Genomic DNA, 25,227 nt, shown 5'->3' on the forward strand with positions numbered 1-25,227 from the left:
TCAGAGGTCTAGATAGCAAATAAATCATCGAAGGTATTGGTTTGGATCCTAGAATAGGTACACATTATAATAATCCTTCTTTTGGTTATGAAGGTTATTGTCTACCCGAAGACACTAAACAGTTATTAGCAAACTATGCAGATGTCCCACAAAACATTATGTCTGCAGTTGTCGAAGCTAATCGAACTCGTAAAGATCATATTGCTGACATGAGTATTAAAAAGTCTCCCCAAATTGTGGGTGTTTATCGCTTAACAATGAAAGCTGATTCTAATAATTTCCGTCAATCTGCCATTCTAGGTACAAGATTTTTACCTGCAACAAAAGCCATTGCAAAAGAAATGTTACCAATTATCGATAAACCAACGATTCAATTTATCGTAGAAGAAGCGATTCAATCTGGGATTGAAGATATTATTATTGTGACGGGTAAAGCAAAGCTTCCCATTGAAGATCATTTTGATGCGAATGTGGAGCTGGAACAAAGTCTTGCGTCTCAAGGAAAAGATGAGTTATTAGCTTTAGTCGAAGAAACAACAGGTATTAATATTCACTTTATTCGTCAAAAACGTCCTTTAGGTTTGGGTCATGCTGTTTTACAAGCAAAAGCGTTTGTCAGTAATGAACCATTCGTCGTGATGTTGGGCGATGATATCATGGAAGATGAGATTCCGCTGACGAAGCAATTAATCAATACCTATGATGTAACGAGAGCTTCGGCTTTAGCCGTTATGCAGATCCCTCATGAGGATACTGACAAATATGGTGTGATTGCACCAAATGAAGAAGTTTCACCTGGATTATACGATGTGAATCACTTTGTCGAAAAACCAAAACCAGCAGATGCACCTAGTGATTTAGCCATTACCGGTCGTTATTTGTTGAAACCCGAAATTTTTGAGATTTTAGAAAATCAAGAACCGGGTCTTGGGGGCGAGATTCAATTGACTGATGCGATTGATACGTTGAACAAAACGCAACGTGTTTTTGCGCATGAGTTTAAAGGGAAACGGTATGATGTCGGGAATAAAATGGGAATGTTAGAAGCTAATATTGAGTATGGCTTGAAACATCCTGAGATAAAAGATGAGTTAAAAATTTATTTAAAAGGGTTATTGGATAGAATATAATTTTTGTAAATCATCACTTCTTAAGTAAAGAAGATAAGTTGTGATGATTTCTTCTATTTTATTGATTGGATAGAAGAAAAGGAGAGACTCTATGCGCTATTCAGAACTAGAAGTCAAAAGACTACTTAAGATGTCGGAGGAATTGAGTCTTGAGGATCAAGTGAAAGTAAATATCTTGAATTTTATTCGGACGATTTATTTGAATCAACAGGATTTTATTGCATCGTCATTTGATTCGCAGTTCTTTGGTGAGTTACCGATGACATTTCGTAAGAAGGAAGGTCAAGTAATGGGAGTCGTGATCGCAACGGTCAATGGACAAAAGCAAATGTATTTGTTTACTGAAGATGGTTACGAACGCTTGGAAGATATTTTGGGATGAGTGAGATGCAAATCAATTTTGTGAATTATAGATCAAAGTGAAATAACTAGTTGGATTCGAGATAGAATTCAACTAGTTATTGTGTAGTTAGTTATTTTGGAAGCGTTTTAATAAAATGGGAGAAACAGATATTAACTAGCACTGAACATATAGAGAAACCGTTTCTACAAAAAAGCTGTGATAAGAATGGAAATTAACGATGCGATGATTCATATTACAGCAGTTTGATTATTTATTTTCGTATCGTCAATATAAAAAAATAGGAGGAGAAGGAACATGAAAGTTAATGAGATTTGGAATTCGAAAGAAATAAGTGTTTGGAAAGATGCATTAGCAGAAGCAACAAAAGAAACAGAACGGGATAATTCGATCGAAACGAAAATGTCGAAATTAAATGTTGAATATATCCAACATTTACCAGTAGAGGATTTTTACTCTTTTTTACATGATGATTATTTTGTATGGAAATATACGGCAAAACATCGCTTAGCGTCTACACGTAATTCTTTAAAAAAATATGAAAATGATATGAATGAACTACGTGAAATCCAAGATGGATTATTTAGCTTTGACCTCTCTAAGACAAGACTAGGATTACAGGCAGCTGGTGAGATTTATGGGTTAGGTGTAGCTGGCGCTTCTGGTCTGTTAGCATTATTGTTCCCGAGTTACTTCGGTACAGTTGATGAGATGGTTGTCCGTGCTTTACTGACATGTGATGAATATCGAGACGATGCAATCATTAAAGCAATTAATCCTCAAGATATCAAAAGAAAAGATGCTGTTTATCTAATTGAGCAGTTCAAAAAGAAAGCGCACGAATTAAATGAACTTTCGAATCAGTATTGCTGGAGACCTAGAGATATCGATGTTATTCTATGGCATTTTAGAGATAAAGATTTGTGATTTGTGGAATGATTGTAAAGAGGTAATGAATGAAATCATTTAAGCGATATTTAGTCACGTCGTATTTACGGAAGATGGTTATGAGCGATTGGAAGAGATAGTGGGTTGAGTCAAGTTCAATTCACTATTGTGATTTATCAAACTAAATAGATTATTTTATTTGAGTTTTAATTATATGCAAGCGTTTTATATATATAGGTATCCTCAGGTATTAAATGAATGTTCTATATCTATAACTAAGAGGAGGTATGAAAGATTGTATGTGGTGAAACTACCCTATGGCTTGCGTCAAGAAGGGGAATCAGAAAGATTGGTCCATATTTCTGAGATTATTCCAAGTGAGTCTGGGTTACGCTGTCGTTGTGTGTGTCCAAGTTGTGGTGTCAGGCTCCAAGCGAAGTTACCGAAGACGCGAAAGGATTTTACGCCGCGTTTTGCGCATCATCGCGGCGATGAGTGTGAATATGCGGTTGAGACGGCGCTGCATTTAAAAGCAAAAGAAATCATTGAAGAAGAAAAACAATTGCATTTACCAAGTGTTACTGCGAGTTACGAGCATCTTAATAAGGAAGTAACGAAAGCTCGGATGGTGACGTTTGACTATGTCATCTTAGAACATCGTGTGGATGACATCAGACCGGATATCCTAGCGTATAAGCGTCAACGGCCCTTAATGATTGAAGTAAAGGTGACGCATGGAATAGACGAAATAAAATACGCCAAAATAGTGAAATTGGGAATCTCGACGTTAGAGATTAATCTCTCCACTTTCGATACGACTTTCGATCCTGATTGGTTGAGAAACCAGATTATTCATGCTACTGACAATAAGCAGTGGGTTTATAATACATTAGCAGAAAAAGAAAGAGCAGTCCTCAAGCAGACGTACCAGCAACAACTTCAAGAAGAAGCGTTAGCAGAGCAAAAAGCCGAGGAACAAAAACAACGACTCGAAAAAATCAATGCAGCGAAGCGTCAAGAAAAAGCTAAACGAATCGAAGTGTTGCTTGATCCTGCCTATCAAGAAACGCTCAGACAAACATGGGCAAAGACTTTCGAAGCGGATCCATTATGGAAAATCGCCTCAAATGGGATGAACCTATCAAGCCGTAAGATACCAGAATACTTAAACATTCCAATCCCAGGTGAAATCGTGTTTGGTTGTGACCGTCGTGTATGGCAATCCTATCTTTTTTATCGTCATATTTACAATAAAATCGCGCTGTTCAAAGATCGAACATATCCCGTCTCCGTTAAATATATTCAGAAGAAGGTTAAAATGGAGTTCAAGGACCGGCTGCTATTTGATTTGGTTTACACCAAAGATATTCCGGATTATCGAGGCGTTCCGGATTTGACTAAAGTGATTTATCACTATTTGAAAAAAGTCGAAGAATACGGTTATCTCCGCGAACGTGAATCAGGTCATCCGTACTATGCCAAGTTCACCATCCAAGATCTTAGTGGTGCTAGCCAAATGCGTACGATCCCCTCATCTCTTCCAGAGTACGCTCAACTTGCAAGTTTCATTCGACAAGCACAGTGGGAAGACTGCATCGAGTTCATTCAAGATTTATTAGTCCAATACCAACAATCCGGTCAAATCGACTATTTTGATCGCCTCATCCCGTTGTTTAATTGGGTGGTGGAGCGTAGGAAGTTTGGGGGTGGGTAGGATTTTTGACTTCCACTAGAAATCATCCAATCCTACTAATAATCTTTCTACTATTTTTTATCATCTCTTTCCCAACTTCATTTGAGCAATCTGCCCAGCAATGGTATTCTTAGGTATATCAAGTGTGGATGAAGGAGAAAAAAGATGGCTTCAATCAAGGATGTGGCAAAACTAGCGGATGTCTCGGTAGGCAGTGTCTCAAAATATTTGAATGGCGGGAAGTTAAAAGCAAAAACGACGCTTGCGATTGAACAGGCGATTCAAGCGCTGAATTATGAAAAAAATGAGTATGCGACGGGCTTAAGAACGAATCGGACTCATACGATTGCGTTAATTGTGCCAACGATTTGGCATCCTTTTTTTAGTGAATTAGCGTTTCATATTGAAACTGAGTTGCGGCATTATCAGTCTAAATTAATTTTGTGTAATACGCAAAATAATTATGAAAATGAAATCGCGTATATCTCAATGGCGCGTCAAAATAAGGTGGATGGGTTGATTGCCTTAACGTATAGTAATGTCGATGAGTATATTTCGAGTGCGTTGCCGATTGTCAGTATTGACCGGTATTTTTCAGAGAAGATTCCCACGATTATGAGTGATAATTTTGCTGGGGGAGGGCTTGCGGCTGAAAAGTTAATCCAAGCGGGCGCGACGAAATTGGCGTTTATTGGCTATGGCTCGATTTATGATAATTCGACAAGGGATCGCTATCGCGGGTTTCAAGCGTATTGTCAAACGCATGGGCTTGAAGCGGAGATTATTTATTATGAAGGGCATCACCATGAATTTAATGAAAAGTTGCCCGAACTGGTGCAAGAAACGATTATCAGTAAAGGGGTCGATGGGATTTTTGTGGTCAATGATGAACAGGCCTATGAAGTGTTGAATTTACTGCAGAAAAATAATGTTCGCGTGCCGGAAGAGATCCAAGTGATTGGCTTTGATGGTAGTCAACAATCGACGAATATTCCTTCAATGCTTTCGAGTATTCGCCAACCGATTCCGGCGATGGCGGCCGCTGCGGTGAAGTCTTTAATGAACATCATCGAAAAAAAAGAGACACCGTTAGAAACCATTTTACCGGTCACGTATCAAGTGGGTATGACGACGAAGCAATAAAATAGAGATTCAAGCTGAACGAACTTCGAGTGGTAACCTTTCTGAAAAAAGGTTGACAACTTGAAGTTCGTTGTTTATATTATAAAAATGAAACGTTTCATTTTTGATTAAAATACGGAGGTGTGTCATGAGTAAGTTAGATATCAAACAAATAGCAAAACAAATCATTGAGGCAATTGGGGGAGAAGGAAATATTGTTTCGGCTGCCCATTGTGCGACGCGATTAAGAATTGTGTTAAAAGATGATTCGCTCGTCCAGACAGAAGCGATTGAGCAAATCGATGGCGTAAAGGGCTCGTTCAATAATGGGGGACAGTTCCAAATTATTTTGGGTACGGGATTAGTCAATCAAGTCTATCAAGAATTCGTCGCACAAACGAATATTTCGGAAGTGGACAAGGAAGAATTAAAAGAGATTGCCAGTTCGAAATTAAACGTTGTGCAACGCGTACTGAAAGCGTTGGCAGATATCTTTGTGCCGATTTTACCAGCATTAGTCGCTTCCGGTTTATTAATGGGGCTAAATAACTTATTAACGGCTGAAGGGTTGTTTGTTTCAGGTAAAACGCTGATTGAAGCCTATCCACAGTTTGCGGATTTAGCAGATATGATTAATATTTTTGCGAATGCGGCGTTTGTCTTTTTACCGGTTTTAATTGGTTTTTATGCGGCTAAGATTTTTGGTGGCACACCTGTTTTAGGGGCGGTCATTGGCGCGATTATGATTCACCCTGATTTATTAAATGGCTATGGTTACGGACAGGCCGTCTTAGACAATACGTTACCAGTTTGGACTGTCTTTGGTTTTGAAATCGCGAAAGTCGGTTACCAAGGGACGGTTTTACCGGTGATTGGCGCGGCTTTTGTGTTAGCGAAAACGGAAAAAGTCTTACGTAAATTTATTCCAATGATGTTAGATAATATTGTGACACCTTTAATTGCAGTTTTATTCACCGCCAGCTTTACGTTTATCGCCATTGGTCCGATCATGCGTGTGGTGGGCGATTGGATGACGAACGGTGTGATGTGGTTATTTTTTGAATTAGGCCCAATTGGTGGCGCGATTTATGGTGTGGTTTATCCCTTACTCGTGATTACTGGAATGCACCACAGTTTGGTGACATCTGAAATGCAAATTTTAGCGAACATCGAAACACTTGGTGGTTCACCGACTTTTGCGGTTGTAGCGGCGTCAAACGTGGCACAAGGGGCTGCGGCTCTGGCTGTCTTTTTCCTCTACAAAAAAGATGTGAAAATGAAAGCTATTGCTTCTGCTGCAGGCGTATCGGCTTTACTTGGCATTACAGAACCAGCTGTCTTTGGGGTCAATTTAAAACTAAAATACCCATTTGTAGCAGCGTTAATCGGTTCTGCTGTCGGAGCGGCTTATGCGACTTGGATGGACGTTCTTTCGTTATCGCAAGGACCTGCAGGGTTACCAGGCGTTATCGTGATTCGACCGCAATCAATGGTGCAATACTTGGTTTCAATGGCCATTGGCTTTATCGTGGCCTTTGCGATGACGATCCTATTTGCTAAGATGAGTCGCGAAAAAAATCCATTAGCTTAAGATACGAAAAGAAAAGAGAAAGTATGTGGAAAAATAGGATGGAATGGTCAAGAGAAGAACGCTATCAACGAATGGAAGATGTTTCTGAAGCATCTATTGTAGAACTGGCAAAAAAGACAAGTGAGGGTCCTTACCGACAAACCTTTCATATTCAACCGAACACCGGTTTATTAAATGATCCGAATGGCTTTAGCTATTATAACGGGCAATATCACTTGTTTTACCAATGGTTTCCTTTAGGACCTGTGCATGGCGTGAAATATTGGTACCATGTCGCTTCAGACAATTTGGTGGATTGGCAAGATTTAGGCATCGCAATAGCACCGGATACGGCCTATGACAGTCATGGCGTTTTTTCTGGAACGGGATTTGTGGAAAACGATCAGTTGCATTTATTTTATACGGGCAATACGCGAACGCCAGATTGGACGCGTATTCCGTACCAATGTCACGCCGTCATGGGGCAGGATAATCAAATCAAAAAAGACGCCGAGCCGTTGATCAGTGATTCGCCGGCAGGGTATACCGATAACTTTAGAGACCCGAAAGTCCTGAAGCAAGGCGCGCGTTATTACTGTATTATTGGCGCTGAAACGAGTGATCATCAAGGTGCCATCGCGTACTACGTGTCAGACGACTTGACGAACTGGACGTACCAACAAGCCATTCAACTAAAAGGAAATATTGCCACAGAGAATCAAGGATTCATGTGGGAATGTCCGGATTATTTTGAATTAGCGGGTCAAGGTATTTTATTGTTCTCGCCTCAAGGAATGGCACCAGAGGGAGACAAGTATCATAATATTTTTCAGTCGGGTTATCTCATCGGCGAACCGCTTGATTTTGCTACCGGTGAATTTGAAGTGACCGAGCGCTTTAACGAACTCGACCGTGGCTTTGATTTTTACGCACCACAAACCATGACAGATCCTCAGGGACGCCAATTATTAGTTGGCTGGCTCGGTTTGCCAGGGGTCGATTGTGTCACCGATGAATTCGGATGGGCGCACTGTTTAACGATTCCTCGAGAACTCAGTCTTCAAAACGGCCAACTATATCAACGACCCGTCCCAGAACTTGCAGCACTCCGTGGGAAAGAAGTCACCAAAGCCATGACACTAGACAATGAAACGATCGTCGTCGAAGATTTTACCGTGCGAACCTATGAACTGAAAGTCGCGTTTAATGACATAAAAGGAACGCGTGTCGGTTTGGCTTTTCGTCAAGGAGCCGAGGAAGTCACCACTTTCTATTATGACCTGGTCGCTAAAAAACTCGTCTTTGATCGCAGCCAATCTGGCAAATCTGTCACGGATGAATATGGCACGATCCGTCGATGTGATTTTTCAGAAGAAACACTCACGATTCAATTATTTATGGACGAATCTTCCGTTGAGATTTTTGTGAATGATGGCTTAGAGGTCTTTACCGCTCGGATATATTCACAATTAGACCAGAATCAAGTCGCCTTTTTTGCTGACGGACAAGCGAGCGTTACTGCAACCCAATGGGAAATTTCGAATAAGGAGGCCATCTGATGACGAGACATATCTACTGTATTGGCGAAGCGTTGATCGACTTTGCTTGTACGGATTCTTTAGGACTCCGTCACGGTAAACAATTTGAAAAAAATGCAGGTGGCGCACCCGCCAACGTCGCAGCCGCTGTCGCAAAATTAGGTGGAGACATTAGCTTCCTAGGCCAAGTGGGGAAAGACGATTTTGGGGATCACTTAAAAGATACGTTGATCGAACATGGCGTGCAAACGCAAGGAATGATTCAAGCGGGCACCACAACGCTTGCCTTTGTCGGCATCGATCCAACGGGCGAAAGACACTTTTCGTTCGTGCGAGGAGCAGATGGCAACTATGAAGCCGCGAACTTACCTTTATCTGAGATCGATGAAACAGACATCGTCCACTTTGGCGCAGCCTTAGGATTTTGTGGAGGCGCGTTAGAAGAAAGTTATTTTCGCTTACGAGATGAAGCAATCGCAAAAGGTGCCTTCATTAGTTTTGATCCAAATTACAGAGAGACATTGATCGCCCCAGAGGACTTAGCCGCATATTTAGCGAAAGTGCGCACCTTTATTGCAGTAGCCGATTTTGTGAAGCTCAGCGATGAAGAATTAACCTTGATTACCGGTGAAACAGATATCCGTCAAGGTGCGCAACAGATTTGTGCACTCGGCGCGAAATATCTGGCAGTCACGTTAGGAAAAGAGGGCACCCTACTACAAAGCGTGGAAGCACAAGCAATAGTCGGTTCGATTGCCATCAAACAAGTCGATTCCACAGGCGCAGGCGATGCCTTCACCGGCGGACTCTTGTACCAAATCCAAAAAGCCGGCACCGCAGAACTAACCTTTGCCAAACTAGTTGACTTTTTAACAGTCGCAAACGTCGTCGGCGCCTTAACCTGTACCAAATACGGCGCCATTCCCGCCTTACCGACAGTAGAAGAAGTCGAATTAGCTTTAGGAAAGTAAATGGAATATGATATTGATTGAAGTGTAAACAATTTCTAGTGTGCAACGTTTTTGAGATTCCTTTCTGGATGTAGTGTTAGGGGACTAACCTATGGCGGAGGGGAGTCTTTTTTGGATTTTTTGAAAGAAGCAAGTTGTGAATCAGTCTGTTATTTATTTGAAGCATTATGCCAAAAAGCAGAAATATTATTTTAGAAGTGAGATCAAAATAGCGTGGTTCTTTAGTGATAAAGAAAATTTGTGAGCGAGACATGATTTTTACATTGCTATTATGATCGCACAAGAGGGTATATCTCAAGATTTTTTAGATAAGAGTTCTTAGAATAACTAGCTTGTTTAAATGAAATTTTCAAAATCAGTAGAAGTTTGTGAATGAATGTGTTATGATGAAAAAACATAACAAATGTTTTCCATAAGACAGTTCCGGACGAGTAAATCGGGAATTGCCTTATTCTTTTTATCGTTAAATGATATCGCTTACATTTAGTATGGCGAGATAGTGGAGGACTCTGTCGAGCGAACTTAATCGATTCAACAACGAATTTTTGAGCGTTTTGATTGATGAAAAACATAGCGCTAGATGGCGATGAAGGCTCGTTATCATCGGTTTTTGAAGGGTTCTCGTCATTCATAGGTTCGTGATAGAAGTCAAAAATGCTAAAAACGTGTATTCAAATCAGATAGGATTGATCATCATCGAAAGGAGAAGACTTGTATACTTTACCTTTTAGTTTATACGAAGTGGTGGCTACGAAATTGCTGAAGTCGCTGATAAATTAGTAGAAGAGTCGCTTCGAAAATGAACCAAAGAGCTAGTGTCATAAGTGAATAATGTCACAATATCAAATTTGTTACTTAAAGAAATGGAGTGAAAAAAAGGAATATCAGGGTCATTGGAAAAAGATGATCATATCGAATCGTTTTCGTGAACTCGTCATTTGCCAGATTTTATTAAAGCCCAATTGTTCGTCAGTGTGTTAGCGGATGACTTCAGTGTAGAATTTTGCGGATTGCCTATCTTTTATGAATGGATGCGTTTTAAATAACATTAGGAGGTTTTTCAATGGGAAATTATAGAATTTACGGGCGAGAAAACCCACTATTTTAATGGTGGGATGATAGCCTGTAGATGTACTGTAAGAATGTAGGGAAACTTGCATTTAGAGACAATACAAAAACTCGTATTGTCCAATGAAGAAACTGAATTGCTGGGAACTCGTAAAGCTGACGAAACGACAACGTAGGGATATTAAACCCAAGCGTGAACGTGGTGAAAACAGAAAAAATTCGTTAGATGGCATAAGGTTAAATCCTAAGTGTTCGCATAATCGAAAATCAGCAGCCAAGCCTAGAAATAGGAAGGTTCAACGACTATTCCTCTTGAGGGAAGTACACACAAGCGTGTGGAAGTGGTTTCGCCTTAACAAGTAACGTTGAAGGATAAGATATAGTCTGTGCTTGCATGAAAGTGTAAGAAGTTCATCAGAGAACTGCATAGGAAGTTGCGAACCTATGTGAACAAACTCTACACGATAAAGTCAAAAAAAGCTTAGTATTTGTGTATAAAAATATTTACTTCGTACACTTTTTGGTGTATAATAAACTCATGGATAACGAATATAGACATTCTAAAACAACTGTATCGTTACTCAACTATCATTTTGTTTTTTGTCCTAGATATCGTCGGAAAATATTTGTCAATTCCGAAGTAGACGCTAGTTTTAAATCTCTTGTTCATTCAATCTGTAAAGAAAATGAATGGGAAATCATGGCTATAGAGACAGATAAAGATCATTGTCATCTTTTTGTAAATGTTCAACCTACCTATTCACCAGCGGATATCATGAAGGTGATTAAGGGAAGAACATCTAGAGAATTACGACAATCATTTGAACATTTAAGTAAAATGCCAAGTGTTTGGACACGATCTTACTTTGTTTCAACAGCAGGAAACGTTTCTAGCGAAACTATAAAACTATATGTGGAAAATCAAAGAACAAGATACTGAGTTTACGTTAAGGAGGTGTACAGAAATGAAAAAAGCTCATAAAATTAGAATCTATCCGAATTCAAGACAGGAAATTCAATTTCAAAAAACCTTTGGTTGTGTTCGATTCTACTGGAATTTTTTACTAGATCAAAGAATTACGAACTATAAGATGAAAAAAGAAAATCCTAAATATATTGAAAATAAACTGACCTATGCTGGACTTAAGAAGCAAGAAGAGTTTGCTTGGCTAAAAGAAGTGGAAGCACAACCACTAAGTCAAGTGAATATGGATTTGAATAAAGCGTACAAAAATACGTTTAACTCTAAATTTGGGTTTCCTAAGTTTAAGAGTAAAAAATACTCGAAGAAATCCTATCGAACTGCCGTAGGCATGAAAGTCAATGGTCGATACTTCTATGTTTCGAAAGTTGGTTGGGTCAAAATGGCAGAAGAATTGCGTTTTAAAGGGAAACTAATGAACGTAACGATTAGTCAAAGCAAATCAGGGAAATATTTTGCGACATTCTTAGTTGATTCTGATAATTTTCAAAAAGCCCCTGTGAAAAATAGTATTGGATTGGATTTAGGCTTAACTCATTTCTGTATCACATCCGCAGGAGAAAAAATCGATAACAATCGCTTTTACCGTTCTCTTGAACAACGTTTGGTACGTGAACAACGAAAACTTTCAAGACGTTTAGAGGTTGCGAAAAAGCATAATCGAAAACTCGATGAGTGCCGAAACTATCAAAAACAGAAAGTTAAAGTTGCCCGTATCCATGAAAAAATTTCAAACCAACGTACTGATTTTTTACATAAACTATCTTCAAAACTGACTGATGAGAACCAAATCATTTGTATTGAAGATTTAAATGTAAAAGGATTGGTAAAAAATCATAAATTAGCGAAGTCAATTTCAGATGTCTCTTGGAGTGAATTCGTTCGACAATTAGACTATAAATGTCAGTGGAAAGGGCGTACTTTACTTAAAGTAGATCGTTTCTTCCCAAGTTCACAACTTTGTTCTTCTTGCGGTCAGAATGACGGTAAGAAAGAGCTAAATATTCGTGAATGGGTCTGTTCAAATTGTGGAACAATTCATGATAGAGATATTAATGCAAGCATAAATATTAAAACCGAAGGACTTTCGGGGATAGCTTAGTAAATTTGCGCCTGTTAGGGCGTACTACCTAAGAACCCCGCGACTTTAGTCGTGTGGAGTGTCAGGAACGGTACGTTGCGCGTTATCTGTCTCGCGGGAATGTCGAGGAGGTTGTCGCAGCGGTCAATGCGAGTACGAAGATTCAAGTGGCAGGGGTCATCCCGCTTTTTCATTGCTATTTCCATGATTTAATTACGGAAGAAAAATATGCTGTCTGGAGGCCGGAAATCGTCGAGGAGACGTATCGCGAATTAGAAGACTACTTTAGAGAATACCCGAATACGCGGATTGACTACATGGTCATGCATGAATTGTGTAATGCGATTTTCTTTTTCCCGGATATGGAACTATTTTTGACACCATGGAAACAACATCATAGCTCGCCCGTCATAAAAGATACCAAAAATAAACTCATGAATTTAAGATACGTCATTAATATCGGTTTAAAACGCATCCTGGCGACGTATATTAAACTCGTCAACCAAAATAATCATTATTATGATAAGCAATTTTGCTTAAACTCGATTCTTGATTATCTCAAAAAACGTGGGTTTCATACCTTAATTGCACGACTTGATCTCGTCCTTCACATCGCGATTGATCGTAAGCTGACTACTTACAGTGAAAAAGGCGATGAAGTCATCTACTATGGTAAGCGAACGACACTCGCCCTCCAAAGAAGAATCTCTAACCACGCTTTACAAGAAACAATCCTCACAACCTATTCAACGATTACCTCACTTCTCTTTGGCTTCACCTTATTTATCAATAACCACATGCACTTTTTTACTGAAACATTCCCCATGTGTTACAGCGGCACCATCCAATATCCTATGATCCAAAGTCTACCAACGATGCGTTATACCTCTACTTTCCTACAAAAAGTTCAAACTCCGGAAGGCCTAATTTATGAACTTGTCATGGAAATCAAGCTCATCGGCGAGTTTGATGACAAAACAATCGCCCAAGCCACGATCGAAGCCGCCGTCATCGCCTACAAACGTTGCGTTCCCTTCCACAAATACACCGTCTATTTTTACCGAGATGAAGGGAAATTCCAAAAAATATTTGATATCACCTTCCCAGCAAAAGACATCCAAAAAATCCTCGACAACGATGCTGAATACACCCGAGTTTTACAATGCTGCTTTAAAATCCGCGGCTTCTATTGCCCACCTGACGAACTGTTCTTTACCGAAAGCACCGAAGATTCCTGCCCTTACCCCATGCCCAGATGTATCGATCCAACCGACGCCCACGAAATCGTCAAAACCGCTCGGAGCTTTACGAAGGAAGGTAGGAGGTTTATTTGATAGGTATTGCTACTAATGACCTGAATCTTGATTTAGATGATTGATGGCCTTCAAAAGAGAGGTTTTTCTTGGCTATCTATTTATGGATAGATAATATTCTGTTTTTTTGGAATATCATCATCTGAGTAGTCGATCGAAGATGTGCACGAGTTTGAAGGGAATACTTAGTGATGTTTTGTAGTGAGGGCTTAAAAGAAGAGACAGTCATCATTCGACACACAAAAATGGCAACCGGAGGAGGAATCTCGTCTTTTCTTAAGGGAAACGTAATAAATTGTAGGTAAATCACATCTTTTCAAAAGAATCGTCCAAAAGCCCTTGTTATTTTCATGTTATCGTGCTATTCTATGGAAGTAGTATTTCTTATATGTAATTCAGAATTGTTTATTGCACAGCAATAAGTCACTAACACTTCTATTCACACTTGAGTTGGTATTGCAAAAATAAACACACTAGGTGTGTAATATGGAGGTAACGTTTATGAATAACGGTACAGTAAAATGGTTTAATGCAGATAAAGGTTTTGGTTTCATCACAGCAGAAGATGGGAAAGATGTTTTCGCACATTTCTCAGCTATCCAAGGTGAAGGCTTCAAATCATTAGATGAAGGTCAAGCAGTATCTTTTGATATCGAAGAAGGCCAACGCGGTTTACAAGCAGTAAACATCGTTAAAGCTTAATTTAAACTAAAATGTGAAAGAGTCTTATGGGATAATCTCCTGTAAGGCTCTTTTTTTGTTTTTTCAATTTTTAATGGCTGTATAACTTTTAGTATTGATGACTAAAATTCGTATTATTCCTCAACATTTTTTCGGATAGATGACTTTTTTGATGAGAGGCTCTGTGATGACATTCAACTGATTGGTAAGGCTGACAGAAATATGCAAGACGTGCTGTACCAATTTAACCGTCGACAGATCGAATTTAAAGATATTGATCAACTCAATGACATCATCCAACTCGTAAAAGAACTATTCAACGCGACGCGGATTTGGGAGAACAACGGGTATACGCCAAATGAACTCTTTGAAAAATTTGAAAAACCTGGATTACACGAGCGCTCATTTTCAACACTTGAGCTGCATCCGTCATTTGTTCAAGCACCTTCAAAGGTTAACAAAATCGGGCGTAATGATCCTTGTCCGTGTGGCAGCGGTAAAAAATATAAGAAATGTTGCTTAGGCAAGGATGGAATGTAACAGGTTGTTTATTTTGGATTAAACTTAATGGATTGAAAAGTCTTGTGGGATTGTTCCTGCGAGGCTTTTTTGATGATGAATGAAAAGCAAATGGGTAAGTTTTTAAGAATAAGTCTGTTGATATTTTTTCGAATAGTTATTCATATAGGAAGGTAAAATAGAATCTTGTAATTGATAATCATTCTCAATTAGGTTATAGTAGGTGAATATAACAATGTCAGGATGGGATTATATGGAAATATATTGGGTGAAGTTGCAAGCGATACGAGAAGAAACACCAGAAATCAACACGTATTATTTTGAATGTCCGCCAGGGTTCGCATGGGAAGCAGGAGCGCATGTGCATTTGGCGCTGGAAGGTTTTAACGCAGGCGAAAAGCCGAATCGGGCGCTCGTGCGTCATATGTCGATTTCAACGGTCGTTTCAGAAGGGATGGTTGGGATTACGACGCGGGTGAAGGCGGATTGTTCTGAATTCAAAGCACGCTTAAGACAGTTAGCAATCGGCGAAAAGGTTGCATTATTTAAACTCAACCATCATTTAGTCCTTCGTCGGGAAAACAAGCGCCTTTATTTCCTTTCTTCGGGTGTCGGTTTGGCTTCTTTTCGACCGTTAGTACTCGACTATTTGGCAGATACCAGCAACATTGAACAACTCACCATGCTTCATGTGACGACGCAGAGTGATGCCCTTTTTACAGATCTTTTGGGAGATGCAACGAGTGAACAGATTCACTCGCGGATTGTCTACGGACGAAATGCCTATTATCCGGCAGTTACAGACTTGGCAGTCGATCAAGACGGTATTTATTATATCGTCGGCAGCGATGAATTTTTACACGAAACGATTGCGCTACTGACAAAGCAAGGGATTTCGCCTAATCAAATCATGATCGATAAACACGCCACTCGTCAAGAAGCCTTTTTGACAAAGGCATAATCGCGCACAAAATGCCAGCACTCTTCTATGAGAGAAGGGTGCTGGCATTTTTTCTTTGACTGATTTTTTTCGGGGCAGAAGAAGGAATGGGGGTGACTTTACTCTAGTGAATTTCCAAAATTTGGAAATCGATTGAAAGAATCTTCGACACTTTTAAAGTACTGAAGTTCTTTTTTAGTGAAGGTAAATGCTATCATCTTTCTACTTTTAACGAGTTTCAAGTGTATATAAAATAGATACTTGTTTGGTATAATGAACAAAAGAAAGGAAGGGATTCTAATGATTAAACTACCAGTTAAGCAGTGGGGTAACAGTCATGCAATCCGTTTACCAAAAAGCTTATTAGAAGCATTGAAAGTAGAAAAAGATGATGAGTTAAATGTAGAAGTTATGAATCATTCGATTGTATTAACTAAAGCCGAAAAAGAAGTCACCTTTGAAGAACTATTCAAAGGCTACAACAAAGAAACATTTACAACAGAACTACAACATTTTTCTCCTATAGAAAATGAGAAATGGTGAAACAAGGCGATATTGTTAAGATGAATTTAGATCCTAAACAAGGATATGAACAGCAAGGATACAGACCTTATATTTGTTTAAGTTATCATGGTGTCAGTGACTATGCTAATATAGCAGTCTTTGCTCCAATATCAAACACAGAACGCAACTATCCTTTATATGTTCCTTTAAAAGATACGAAATCTTCAGGGAAAGTTTTGTTAGATTAATTAGTTACCATTGAATACAACGCAAGGAAATATAGTTATGTGGAGAGCGTTCCAGAGAAATTGATAGATGAATTATTAGTGAAAGTGAAAGTGATTTTTCAAAAAAATGAAAAGATAACGTGATTTTGATAGTGGAAAATTAGATTTAACAATGAATTTGAACACTAGTGTTGCACGAAACATTTCTTGTTTCACAACACTAGCTTTTTCTGCTCGCGTCGCTTACAAAATTCAAAATAATGCTATTATCCCCGTATACCTTTGTGGTACGCAGGAGAATGTTTACGAGCAACTAAAGAATATACGATGAGCAAAAAAACGAATCATCACCTATTCGTAAAATAACACACGCAAACGAGATCGTTGTCTCTCGTTTGCTTTTTTTGTTCGCTCAGCACGGGCGAACTCTAATAGTTGAAAGTCCTGACTGTGACCTATTAGTGCGAAGCACATAGCCAAAAGCAAGAACAACGGAACCGCTATATACCAATCGGTACTTATGGTGGTGTGATAGGACAAATAATCAATTAATGATGATTCTCCTACCCGACTTCCTTAAAATAATTGTCGTGTTTTCTATTTCAATAAAAATGTAAGAATAAAATCAGATGGAATCGTCGGAAAAAATAAGGGATTTTAGTTTTCCCATCGTCTTCAGCTGCCTTGTTTCCAATCGTATATGCTCGAATGGATAGCGAATAGTTACCAGCTTGGACGACTTAGGAATTTCGTATGATGACCGTAAATAACAAAATAATCCTTCTCCCTTAAATTTATCGTTGACAAGAAAGCGCTCACGTGATATTCTCTTTTTGTAAATAGAAACGTTTCCACTTTCAACAAAAGCGTTTGTATTTATTTTTAAAACAAAAAGTGGAAACGTTTCTAAAATGGATGGAGGAATTTAAAATGGAAGAGGCAGTGACAGCAATTAAACCTTCTAAAAGTCAGATGACCAAGAAGAAGAGAGCTCGAATATTAAAACAACTCAAAAAAGATAAGTGGCTTTATTTTTTAATGCTACCGGGGATCTTATTAACGCTTGTATTTAGATATTTCCCGATGTATGGCGCGATTATTGCTTTTAAAGATTACAATCCCATGCTCGGAATCTTAGATAGTCCTTGGGTAGGGTTAGAGCATTTTAGAGAATTTATTTCATCACCGAACTTTGGGATGTTGTTAAGCAATACGTTGAAAATTAGTATTTATGGCTTGCTTCTTGGTTTTTTCCCACCAATTATCTTGGCTCTTTCTTTGAACCAAGTGTTGAATGAAAAAATCAAAAAGAAATTACAGTTAATTTTATATGCACCAAACTTTATTTCTGTCGTTGTCATTGTCGGGATGTTGTTCTTGTTTTTATCTGCGAATGGTCCCATTAATGCGATTGTACAAAAGTTGACGGGTAATCCGATTATGTTTATGTCTAGTCCTGATTATTTTCGAACGATTTACATCTTATCTGGTATTTGGCAAGGGATTGGTTGGTCGTCCATTCTGTATACGGCCACATTAGCGGGTGTGAGTACTGACTTGTACGAAGCAGCGAATATCGATGGTGCAAATCTGATTCAAAAGATTTGGCATATTGATTTACCAGCGATGCGACCAATTATGGTTATCAGTTTTATCTTATCGGCAGGAAATATTATGAACGTGGGCTACGAAAAAGCGTACTTAATGCAAACGTCGATGAATATTCCAACGTCAGAAATCATTTCAACGTATGTGTATAAGGTTGGTTTACAATCAGGGAACTATGCTTATTCAGCTGCAGTAGGACTCTTTAATATGATTATCAACGTCATTTTACTCTTAATCGTGAATAACATTACGAAGCGTTTAAATGACGGTCAAGGACTGTAAGAGAGGGAGAAAACAATGAATTTATACACAAGTTTCGATAAAAAATTCGTATGGGTAAACTGGGTACTGGTTGGTTTACTTGTATTCATTACCATTGTGCCATTAGGTTATGTTTTAATTGCGTCATTTATGGATCCCTCAACGCTCATTAGTCAGGGAATTAGTTTTAATCCGAGTGATTGGACGGTTGAAGGTTATAAGCGAGTGTTTGCGGATGACTCGATTGTCCGTGGATTTCTGAACTCTCTGTTTTATTCTTTTAGTTTTAGTGCATTAACAGTCTTTGTGACGATGATTACGGCGTATCCTTTATCAAAACCGGATTTATACGGACGCGGTATCTTGATGACATTCTTTATTATCACCATGTTTGTGGGTGGTGGATTAATTCCAACCTACTTATTAATCAAAAATCTAGGCATGTTGGATACGGTTTGGGCCTTGATTATCCCTGGTGCCATTAACGTATGGAATATTATTATGGCTCGTACTTATTTCAGCGGATTACCGAGAGAACTGAGTGAAGCCGCGACAATCGATGGGGCAAATGAAATTCAAATTCTTTTTAAAGTGATTTTGCCTTTATCAAAACCAATTATGTTTGTGTTGTTCTTATATGCGTTTGTTGGTCAATGGAATTCTTACTTTGATGCGATGATTTACATTAAAAATGAAGATTTACAACCACTGCAATTAGTTCTTAGAAATATCTTGATTCAAAACCAACCATCGCAAGACATGGTGGGCGCCAATACGGCAATGGCTGAGATGAAACAAATTGCGGAGTTAATTAAATACTCAACAATCGTGATTTCGAGTTTACCCCTAATTATTATGTATCCATTCTTCCAGAAATATTTTGATAAAGGTGTTCTGGTTGGTTCCATTAAAGGATAAAAACATTATTTTAAAAATTATTTATATGAGGAGAGAATCAAATGAAAATAACTAAACGTGTTGTACCGTTCGCTTTGTGTAGTGTCTTGTTACTAGGTGCTTGTGGGAATAAAGCAGATAAATCATCATCAAGTCCGGATTATGAACTTGAGAATATTTCGTTTCCTTTAGAAGAAAAAGTATCCTTAAAAATGATTTCTCAAGGAGCAGCGTTAGCACCAAAGGATCCAAATGAAAAGCTTATTTTTCAACGTTTAGAAGAGGAATTAAATGTTCATATTGATTGGACGAACTATAATGCCGATTTTGCAGAAAAAAGAAATCTAGACATTGCCAGTGGTGATTTACCGGATGCCATTTTTAATGCAGGTGCAGGCGATTATGATTTATTAAATTGGGCGGAAAGTGGAGTTATTGTTCCTGTCGAAGATTTGATTGAACAATACATGCCGAACTTAAAAAAAATACTTGATGAAAATCCAGAATATCGCTCGTTATCAACAGCGCCAGATGGCCACATTTATTCATTCCCTTGGATTGAAGAATTAGGTCAAGGGAAAGAATCGATTCATACTGTAAATGATATGGCGTGGATAAACGTGGAGTGGTTAGACGCTTTGGATTTACCGATGCCTACAACGACAGATGAATTAATGACTGTCTTAGAAGCCTTTAAAACGCAAGATCCAAATGGTAATGGCGAAGCAGATGAAATTCCATTTTCATTTATTAACAATGGCGGAAATGAAGATTTGAAATTATTATTTGGGGCTTTTGGTGAAGGTGACAATGATGATCATTTAGTCGTCGATGATGAAGGAAATGTCCAATTTACGGCAGATAAAGAAGGATACAAAGATGCTGTGAAGTACTTTAATGAAATGTATGATAAAGGTCTAATCGATACTGAAGCATTTGAACAAGATTGGAATACCTATGTTGCCAAAGGAAAAGAAAAACGTTACGGTGTGTATTTCACATGGGATAAAGCCAATATTTCAGGGATGAATGAGAGTTATGATGTATTACCTGTTTTAGCAGGTCCTGATGGTCGTAAACACGTTACAAGAACGAATGGAATGGGCTTTTCACGTGATCGTTTTGTCATCACAAGTGCGAATAAAAACCTTGAATTGACGGCTCGCTGGGTCGATCAAATGTATGCGCCACTTCAATCGGTTCAAAATAACTGGGGAACATATGGTGATACAGAACAAGCAAATATCTTTGAATTAAAAGATGGCATGTTACATCATTTAGATTTAGCGGGTGAAGCACCTGGTGAATTACGTCAAAAAACCGAAGCAGCAGGTCCTTTAGCGATTTTAGATACGTATTACGGAACGGTTACGACGATGCCAGACGATGCAAAATGGCGTTTAGATTTAATGCATGAGCACTATTTACCGTATGTTAATAATGAAAATAACTATCCTAAAGTCTTCTTAGAAAAAGAACAAACCGACCGTTTAGCGAAAATCGAAACCGATATGTGGGATTATATTTATCGTAAACGTGCGGAATGGATTACTAACGGCAAGATTGACGAAGAGTGGGATGAGTATTTAGCGGAATTAGAACGTGTTGGAATCAATGAATGGTTAGAAATTAAACAAGCAGGGTATGACACCTTTGTGGAAGGAGCCAAATAATTGTTAACAGAGGAAAAATTAACATTAGAGCGAGCAAATCACTATATTCAAGAAAATAAAGGGAATGTGAATCCCCTATATCGTCCAACGTATCATGTTTCAGCACCGGTCGGATGGTTAAATGATCCAAATGGCTTTGTGTATTATCAAGGAGAATATCATTTGTTTTACCAATTTTATCCTTACAACAGTCAGTGGGGTCCGATGCATTGGGGCCATGCGAAATCCAAAGATTTAATTCATTGGGAAGAGTTACCTGTCGCACTGGCACCAGATGAGTGGTATGACAAAGATGGTTGTTTCTCAGGAAGTGCGATTGAAAAAGACGGTCGTCTCTATTTAATGTACACCGGGCATGTGGTTGAAAACGATGTTGTCACGCAAACGCAATGTATTGCGGTTTCCGATGATGGGATTAACTTTGAGAAACTAGCGAGTAATCCCGTGATTGGAGCGGAATTGTTAGGCGATGAAGGTAGCATTCATGATTTCCGCGATCCGAAAGTGTTCCAACATGAAGGCACCTATTATAGTGTGGTCGCGACGAAAACCCATGATCATCGCGGGAAAATTGTTCTTTTTTCATCGGAGGATTTAAACGAATGGACTTTCTTTTCAGTCTTATTAGAAGGAACAAAAGAACAAGGTATCATGTGGGAATGTCCTGATTTCTTTACACTCGATGGTAAGGATGTTTTGATTATGTCTCCGATTCAAATTAAGCGACAAGGACACGAGTATCATAATATTAGTTCGACGATGGCTTGTATTGGTCAAATGGACTGGGAAACTGGGAAATTAACCGTTGAAAATTTCCACGAGATGGATTTTGGCATGGATTATTATGCACCACAAAGTTTGCTTGATGATAAGAATCGTCGCATTGTGATTGCGTGGATGCAAATGTGGGATCGCACGTTTCCTACTCATGATTTGGGTCATCAATGGGCTGGTAGTATGACGTTACCTAGAGAATTACGGGTCCGCAATAATCGCTTGATTCAACGCCCTGTCTCTGAAGTCTATAGTCAGTTAGAATACGAGCATGGTATTGAGAATCTAGAAGTTGGTTCACAGCCCGTTATTTTCCATCACTTAATTAAAGATAATACGTACATGCAAATTGTTGCTGACTTATCTGAAGCGAGTCAATTTTCCATTCAATTTGCGAAACAAGCAGAACAGTACTTGCGTTTGAACTATGAGACGGAATCGTCGACCTTTACTTTCAGTCGGAAAAACTTTGGGTATGAACTCAAAGGTGCTGAAAAACAACCTGTTGATACGCGACAATTTCCAGTAGAATTGGTCAATCAACAACTCATTTTAGAAATATTCCGTGATACCAATTCCATTGAAATTTTTGTGAATGGACTAGAAGTCATCAGTGCCACTTTCTATGAAATCGAAAAAGGGAGCGATTTGGTCTTCCATTCTGAAGGAAAAACCATGATTGGTTCTTTTGAAACGGCGAGTATTAAGGCGTAGAACAACTGGAACAGCTAGTAATTTTTCATCCTCTCAATTATACTGAATTAATAGAGAGATTGTGAGGAGTCGGTGAAATGAAGGCAACAATGAAAGATGTCGCGAAACTGGCGGGTGTGGGTGTTGGAACCGTTTCTCGGGTATTAAATAACGGGTCAGTAAAAGTTTCAACTCGAGCAAAAGTCGAAGCGGCGATTAAGGAACTGAATTATCAACCCAATTTTTATGCTCGGGGTTTAAAAATGAATCAAACCTTTACGGTCGCTTTAATTATTCCGAGTGTCTGGAATCCATTTTTTTCTGAATTTGCCTTTTATGTAGAGACGGCACTAGAAAAGAATCATTATAAAATGTATTTATGTAACTCAGATGGTGCGGTCGATAAAGAGAGAGAATATGTGCAAATGGTGACGCAAAATAAGGTAGATGGCATTATTGGCATTACCTATTCCGATATTGATGAATATATCTCAAGTAATTTACCTTTTGTGAGCATCGATCGCTATTTTACGGAAGATGTCATTTATGTCACCGCGGATAATATCAGCGGTGGACGTCTAGCCGCCCAGAAATTGCAAGAACTCGGTTGTAAAAAAGTTGCATTTATTGGGGGCTACCAAGAAATTCCGAATGAAACAAAGAATCGTCGCAAGTACTTTGAAATTGAATGCAATCAACTGGGACAAGAAGTCGTCATTTTGGATATGTTGGAACCGTTAGAATATTTAAATGAAAAAATTGTGGCCTTCTTAACGGAAAATCCTGATATTGATGGGATCTTTACCGTTAATGACTCAATGGCGTTAACGGTTTGCGATGTGTTAGAGCAAATGGGAAAAGCTGTCCCAGAAGACGTCCAAGTGATTGGCTTTGATGGTCAGAGAATCACGAGACACTCCCCTTATCTTGTCTCAACCATCGTTCAACCGATTGAAGCGATGGCGGAAGCCGCAGTCAACCTTTTGTTGGAAGTCATTAAAGGGGAGACGGTAGCGAATCGGACGGTAATCCCTGTTTATTTTGGTGAGGGGAAAACAACTAAAAAAGTGACGTCCGTGAATTGATTTCTTGAAGCTGATTTTTATTTAAAACATCATGATAAGTAAAATGTGCTGTAACTTACGAAAGTTACGGCACATTTTTAGTAAGGAGAGAATGAAAAAATGAAAAATAAAAAATATCTGCTGTTGTTATTAATCGTACCGCTATTACTAGGAGGCATGCAATTAATGAAGTCTGAGAAGTCGACGATTACGGCACTTTATCCTCGTTCACCCGAAAGTTTTGTGGGCGATCCGATGCCGTATTATAATGGGAAAGATTTTTTAATTTATTATTTAGAAGATCAGCGTCTTGATACGATTGGCTTTCATCCCTTTAGTTTATTGCGCACACGGAATTTTTATCAGTACGTTGATGAAGGAGAGGTACTTCCTTATGTGAATGAGGAAGACAGTATCGAACGCGCACTCGGAACAGGAAGTATCACGCAAGATAAGCAAGGAACGTATCATGCTTTTTATACGGGACATAATGGTTCTTTAACGCCAAAAGAACAAATTATGCATGCCACCAGTCGCGATGGGGTAAAATGGGAAAAAATTGAGCATGATACTTTTAAAGCAGGACCAAACTATGCAGCGGATGATTTTCGTGATCCTTTTGTCTTTTGGGAAGAAGAAAGCCAAGAGTATTGGATGCTGATTACAACAAGAGCGAATGATACAGGCGTGATTGCCCGTTACACTTCGACTGATTTAAGTAATTGGCAGGACGAGGGCATTTTTTTTAGCAATGATTTAGGGGACGATTCTAATTTAGAATGTCCGTCACTCGTTCACTATCAAGGGAAATGGTATTTGGCTTTTTCTGATCAATTTGGCGAGCGCCTCGTTCATTACCGCGTAGCAGATGAGATCACGGGAGAATTTAAACGCGTAGATGAGTCGGATTACGTCGATGGCGCGGGTTTCTATGCTGGACGCTTGGAAACAGATGGTGAGAATTTATATTTAGTAGGTTGGATTCCAACGAAAGACAATCACGAAGATCGTGGAAATTACAATTGGGCAGGTAATTTAGCTGTTCATCAATTACGTTCAAACAAAGCAGGAATCCTGTCACCGACTTTACCGATAGCAGCGACTAAAAAAATAAAACAAGAGACAATCGCTTTAGAACAAGAACAAACGCTCGCTTTCAAAGAAGAAAGTATGCTTTATCAATCAACTTATTCGCCGACAAATAAGCGAATCGTCTTATCAGTCGGTGATCAAAATCATGTCGTTCTCGATTTCAACCAACAGACGATGGCGTATTACTACGATCATTTTGATAATCTTGAGAACAGTGAAAGTAAAACAGCGATTCAATTTGAAGAAAGTGACGCCTATTCGGTGCAGATTGTAAAAGAAAAAGATATTTTGGTCGTATATATAGGTGGCAAAGCATTATCGAATCGCATCTATGCAGGCGCAAAAGAAGGAATCGCGATTCGAATCATCGATTGATGATAAAAAGGATAAATGAATAGGTAACAGGATTTAGGCAGTAGGGAAACTTTTTTTAGCGAAGTCATGTTTCTCGTTTTAATAATAGAATTTAGTGTACAAATTATGATTTATATAATCGATAACATGAATGAAATCAATTGTTTTGCACGTATTTAACCTTCACAGGATGATGTTTTTTTCTCAGCGATGATTGACACAA

General features: G+C 38.8%; 20 protein-coding genes and 3 pseudogenes. All 23 read left to right on the forward strand.

What is annotated here, in order from left to right:
- The first annotated feature begins 26 nt into the window (after window positions 1-26).
- The 23 genes and pseudogenes from galU to IGI68_RS06975 all read left to right on the forward strand — a co-directional run bounded on the left by galU (window position 27) and on the right by IGI68_RS06975 (window position 25,025).
- Complete coding sequence (gene galU / locus IGI68_RS06865) at window positions 27-1,130, forward strand: UTP--glucose-1-phosphate uridylyltransferase GalU (protein ID WP_438733234.1); 1,104 nt, start codon at window positions 27-29, stop codon at window positions 1,128-1,130.
- A 91-nt stretch (window positions 1,131-1,221) separates the two neighbouring features.
- A complete protein-coding gene (locus IGI68_RS06870) occupies window positions 1,222-1,512 on the forward strand; it encodes a hypothetical protein (protein WP_438731709.1) in 291 nt (96 codons plus the stop codon).
- Between the two features lie 276 nt (window positions 1,513-1,788).
- Complete coding sequence (locus IGI68_RS06875; protein ID WP_438731712.1) at window positions 1,789-2,418, forward strand: hypothetical protein; 630 nt, start codon at window positions 1,789-1,791, stop codon at window positions 2,416-2,418.
- Between the two features lie 256 nt (window positions 2,419-2,674).
- Window positions 2,675-4,093 (forward strand): hypothetical protein, encoded by a 1,419-nt coding sequence (locus tag IGI68_RS06880; RefSeq protein WP_438731715.1) that lies wholly within the window; start codon window positions 2,675-2,677, stop codon window positions 4,091-4,093.
- Window positions 4,094-4,237: 144 nt separating this feature from the next.
- Window positions 4,238-5,215 carry a LacI family DNA-binding transcriptional regulator gene (locus IGI68_RS06885; RefSeq protein ID WP_438731718.1) on the forward strand — a complete coding sequence of 326 codons (978 nt, stop codon included), beginning with the start codon at window positions 4,238-4,240 and terminating at the stop codon, window positions 5,213-5,215.
- A gap of 127 nt (window positions 5,216-5,342) precedes the next feature.
- Window positions 5,343-6,785 carry a sucrose-specific PTS transporter subunit IIBC gene (locus IGI68_RS06890; protein ID WP_438731721.1) on the forward strand — a complete coding sequence of 481 codons (1,443 nt, stop codon included), beginning with the start codon at window positions 5,343-5,345 and terminating at the stop codon, window positions 6,783-6,785.
- A 38-nt stretch (window positions 6,786-6,823) separates the two neighbouring features.
- Window positions 6,824-8,323, forward strand: coding sequence for a glycoside hydrolase family 32 protein (locus IGI68_RS06895; RefSeq protein WP_438731723.1), 1,500 nt, complete (start codon window positions 6,824-6,826; stop codon window positions 8,321-8,323).
- Window positions 8,323-9,273 (forward strand): carbohydrate kinase family protein, encoded by a 951-nt coding sequence (locus IGI68_RS06900; RefSeq protein ID WP_438731726.1) that lies wholly within the window; start codon window positions 8,323-8,325, stop codon window positions 9,271-9,273. Before IGI68_RS06895 ends, IGI68_RS06900 begins: the two co-directional genes overlap by 1 nt.
- Before the next feature lie 1,606 nt (window positions 9,274-10,879).
- A complete protein-coding gene (gene tnpA / locus IGI68_RS06905; RefSeq protein ID WP_438731729.1) occupies window positions 10,880-11,281 on the forward strand; it encodes an IS200/IS605 family transposase in 402 nt (133 codons plus the stop codon).
- Between the two features lie 25 nt (window positions 11,282-11,306).
- Window positions 11,307-12,425, forward strand: a complete 1,119-nt coding sequence (gene tnpB / locus IGI68_RS06910; protein WP_438731732.1) for an IS200/IS605 family element RNA-guided endonuclease TnpB — start codon at window positions 11,307-11,309, stop codon at window positions 12,423-12,425.
- Between the two features lie 53 nt (window positions 12,426-12,478).
- A complete protein-coding gene (locus tag IGI68_RS06915; RefSeq protein ID WP_438731735.1) occupies window positions 12,479-13,738 on the forward strand; it encodes a hypothetical protein in 1,260 nt (419 codons plus the stop codon).
- Window positions 13,739-14,218: 480 nt separating this feature from the next.
- Complete coding sequence (locus tag IGI68_RS06920) at window positions 14,219-14,419, forward strand: cold-shock protein (protein ID WP_071875799.1); 201 nt, start codon at window positions 14,219-14,221, stop codon at window positions 14,417-14,419.
- 423 nt (window positions 14,420-14,842) lie between these two features.
- A pseudogene (locus IGI68_RS06925) lies at window positions 14,843-14,938 on the forward strand (SEC-C metal-binding domain-containing protein); the annotation flags it as partial.
- A gap of 232 nt (window positions 14,939-15,170) precedes the next feature.
- Window positions 15,171-15,878 (forward strand): ferredoxin--NADP reductase, encoded by a 708-nt coding sequence (locus IGI68_RS06930; RefSeq protein ID WP_438731738.1) that lies wholly within the window; start codon window positions 15,171-15,173, stop codon window positions 15,876-15,878.
- Between the two features lie 279 nt (window positions 15,879-16,157).
- A complete protein-coding gene (locus IGI68_RS06935) occupies window positions 16,158-16,400 on the forward strand; it encodes an AbrB/MazE/SpoVT family DNA-binding domain-containing protein (RefSeq protein WP_438731741.1) in 243 nt (80 codons plus the stop codon).
- Window positions 16,394-16,732: pseudogene (locus IGI68_RS06940) on the forward strand (type II toxin-antitoxin system PemK/MazF family toxin). The gene IGI68_RS06935 and the pseudogene IGI68_RS06940 overlap by 7 nt, the downstream one beginning before the upstream one ends.
- Before the next feature lie 91 nt (window positions 16,733-16,823).
- A pseudogene (locus IGI68_RS06945) lies at window positions 16,824-16,919 on the forward strand (type II toxin-antitoxin system RelE/ParE family toxin); the annotation flags it as partial.
- 641 nt (window positions 16,920-17,560) lie between these two features.
- A complete protein-coding gene (locus IGI68_RS06950) occupies window positions 17,561-18,478 on the forward strand; it encodes an ABC transporter permease (RefSeq protein ID WP_438733236.1) in 918 nt (305 codons plus the stop codon).
- Between the two features lie 15 nt (window positions 18,479-18,493).
- Complete coding sequence (locus IGI68_RS06955) at window positions 18,494-19,375, forward strand: carbohydrate ABC transporter permease (RefSeq protein ID WP_071875795.1); 882 nt, start codon at window positions 18,494-18,496, stop codon at window positions 19,373-19,375.
- A 41-nt stretch (window positions 19,376-19,416) separates the two neighbouring features.
- Complete coding sequence (locus tag IGI68_RS06960; protein ID WP_438731746.1) at window positions 19,417-21,027, forward strand: ABC transporter substrate-binding protein; 1,611 nt, start codon at window positions 19,417-19,419, stop codon at window positions 21,025-21,027.
- Window positions 21,028-22,515, forward strand: coding sequence for a glycoside hydrolase family 32 protein (locus IGI68_RS06965; protein WP_438731749.1), 1,488 nt, complete (start codon window positions 21,028-21,030; stop codon window positions 22,513-22,515).
- A 77-nt stretch (window positions 22,516-22,592) separates the two neighbouring features.
- Window positions 22,593-23,579: a LacI family DNA-binding transcriptional regulator gene (locus tag IGI68_RS06970; RefSeq protein WP_438731752.1), complete on the forward strand. Its 987-nt coding sequence runs from the start codon at window positions 22,593-22,595 to the stop codon at window positions 23,577-23,579.
- Window positions 23,580-23,678: 99 nt separating this feature from the next.
- Window positions 23,679-25,025, forward strand: coding sequence for a family 43 glycosylhydrolase (locus IGI68_RS06975; RefSeq protein ID WP_438731755.1), 1,347 nt, complete (start codon window positions 23,679-23,681; stop codon window positions 25,023-25,025).
- Window positions 25,026-25,227: the final 202 nt, after the last annotated feature.

It is taken from the genome of Enterococcus sp. DIV1314a, from assembly GCF_051713805.1.
Taxonomy (GTDB): Bacteria; Bacillota; Bacilli; order Lactobacillales; family Enterococcaceae; genus Enterococcus_I; species Enterococcus_I aquimarinus.

Coding starts and splice junctions, on each gene's coding strand:
- IGI68_RS06870 (WP_438731709.1), top strand. CDS start 1,222: ATGCGCTATTCAGAACTAGAAGTCAAAAGACTACTTAAGATGTCGGAG.
- IGI68_RS06875 (WP_438731712.1), top strand. CDS start 1,789: ATGAAAGTTAATGAGATTTGGAATTCGAAAGAAATAAGTGTTTGGAAA.
- IGI68_RS06885 (WP_438731718.1), top strand. CDS start 4,238: ATGGCTTCAATCAAGGATGTGGCAAAACTAGCGGATGTCTCGGTAGGC.
- IGI68_RS06890 (WP_438731721.1), top strand. CDS start 5,343: ATGAGTAAGTTAGATATCAAACAAATAGCAAAACAAATCATTGAGGCA.
- IGI68_RS06895 (WP_438731723.1), top strand. CDS start 6,824: ATGGAATGGTCAAGAGAAGAACGCTATCAACGAATGGAAGATGTTTCT.
- IGI68_RS06900 (WP_438731726.1), top strand. CDS start 8,323: ATGACGAGACATATCTACTGTATTGGCGAAGCGTTGATCGACTTTGCT.
- tnpA (WP_438731729.1), top strand. CDS start 10,880: ATGGATAACGAATATAGACATTCTAAAACAACTGTATCGTTACTCAAC.
- tnpB (WP_438731732.1), top strand. CDS start 11,307: ATGAAAAAAGCTCATAAAATTAGAATCTATCCGAATTCAAGACAGGAA.
- IGI68_RS06920 (WP_071875799.1), top strand. CDS start 14,219: ATGAATAACGGTACAGTAAAATGGTTTAATGCAGATAAAGGTTTTGGT.
- IGI68_RS06930 (WP_438731738.1), top strand. CDS start 15,171: ATGGAAATATATTGGGTGAAGTTGCAAGCGATACGAGAAGAAACACCA.
- IGI68_RS06935 (WP_438731741.1), top strand. CDS start 16,158: ATGATTAAACTACCAGTTAAGCAGTGGGGTAACAGTCATGCAATCCGT.
- IGI68_RS06950 (WP_438733236.1), top strand. CDS start 17,561: ATGACCAAGAAGAAGAGAGCTCGAATATTAAAACAACTCAAAAAAGAT.
- IGI68_RS06955 (WP_071875795.1), top strand. CDS start 18,494: ATGAATTTATACACAAGTTTCGATAAAAAATTCGTATGGGTAAACTGG.
- IGI68_RS06960 (WP_438731746.1), top strand. CDS start 19,417: ATGAAAATAACTAAACGTGTTGTACCGTTCGCTTTGTGTAGTGTCTTG.
- IGI68_RS06970 (WP_438731752.1), top strand. CDS start 22,593: ATGAAGGCAACAATGAAAGATGTCGCGAAACTGGCGGGTGTGGGTGTT.
- IGI68_RS06975 (WP_438731755.1), top strand. CDS start 23,679: ATGAAAAATAAAAAATATCTGCTGTTGTTATTAATCGTACCGCTATTA.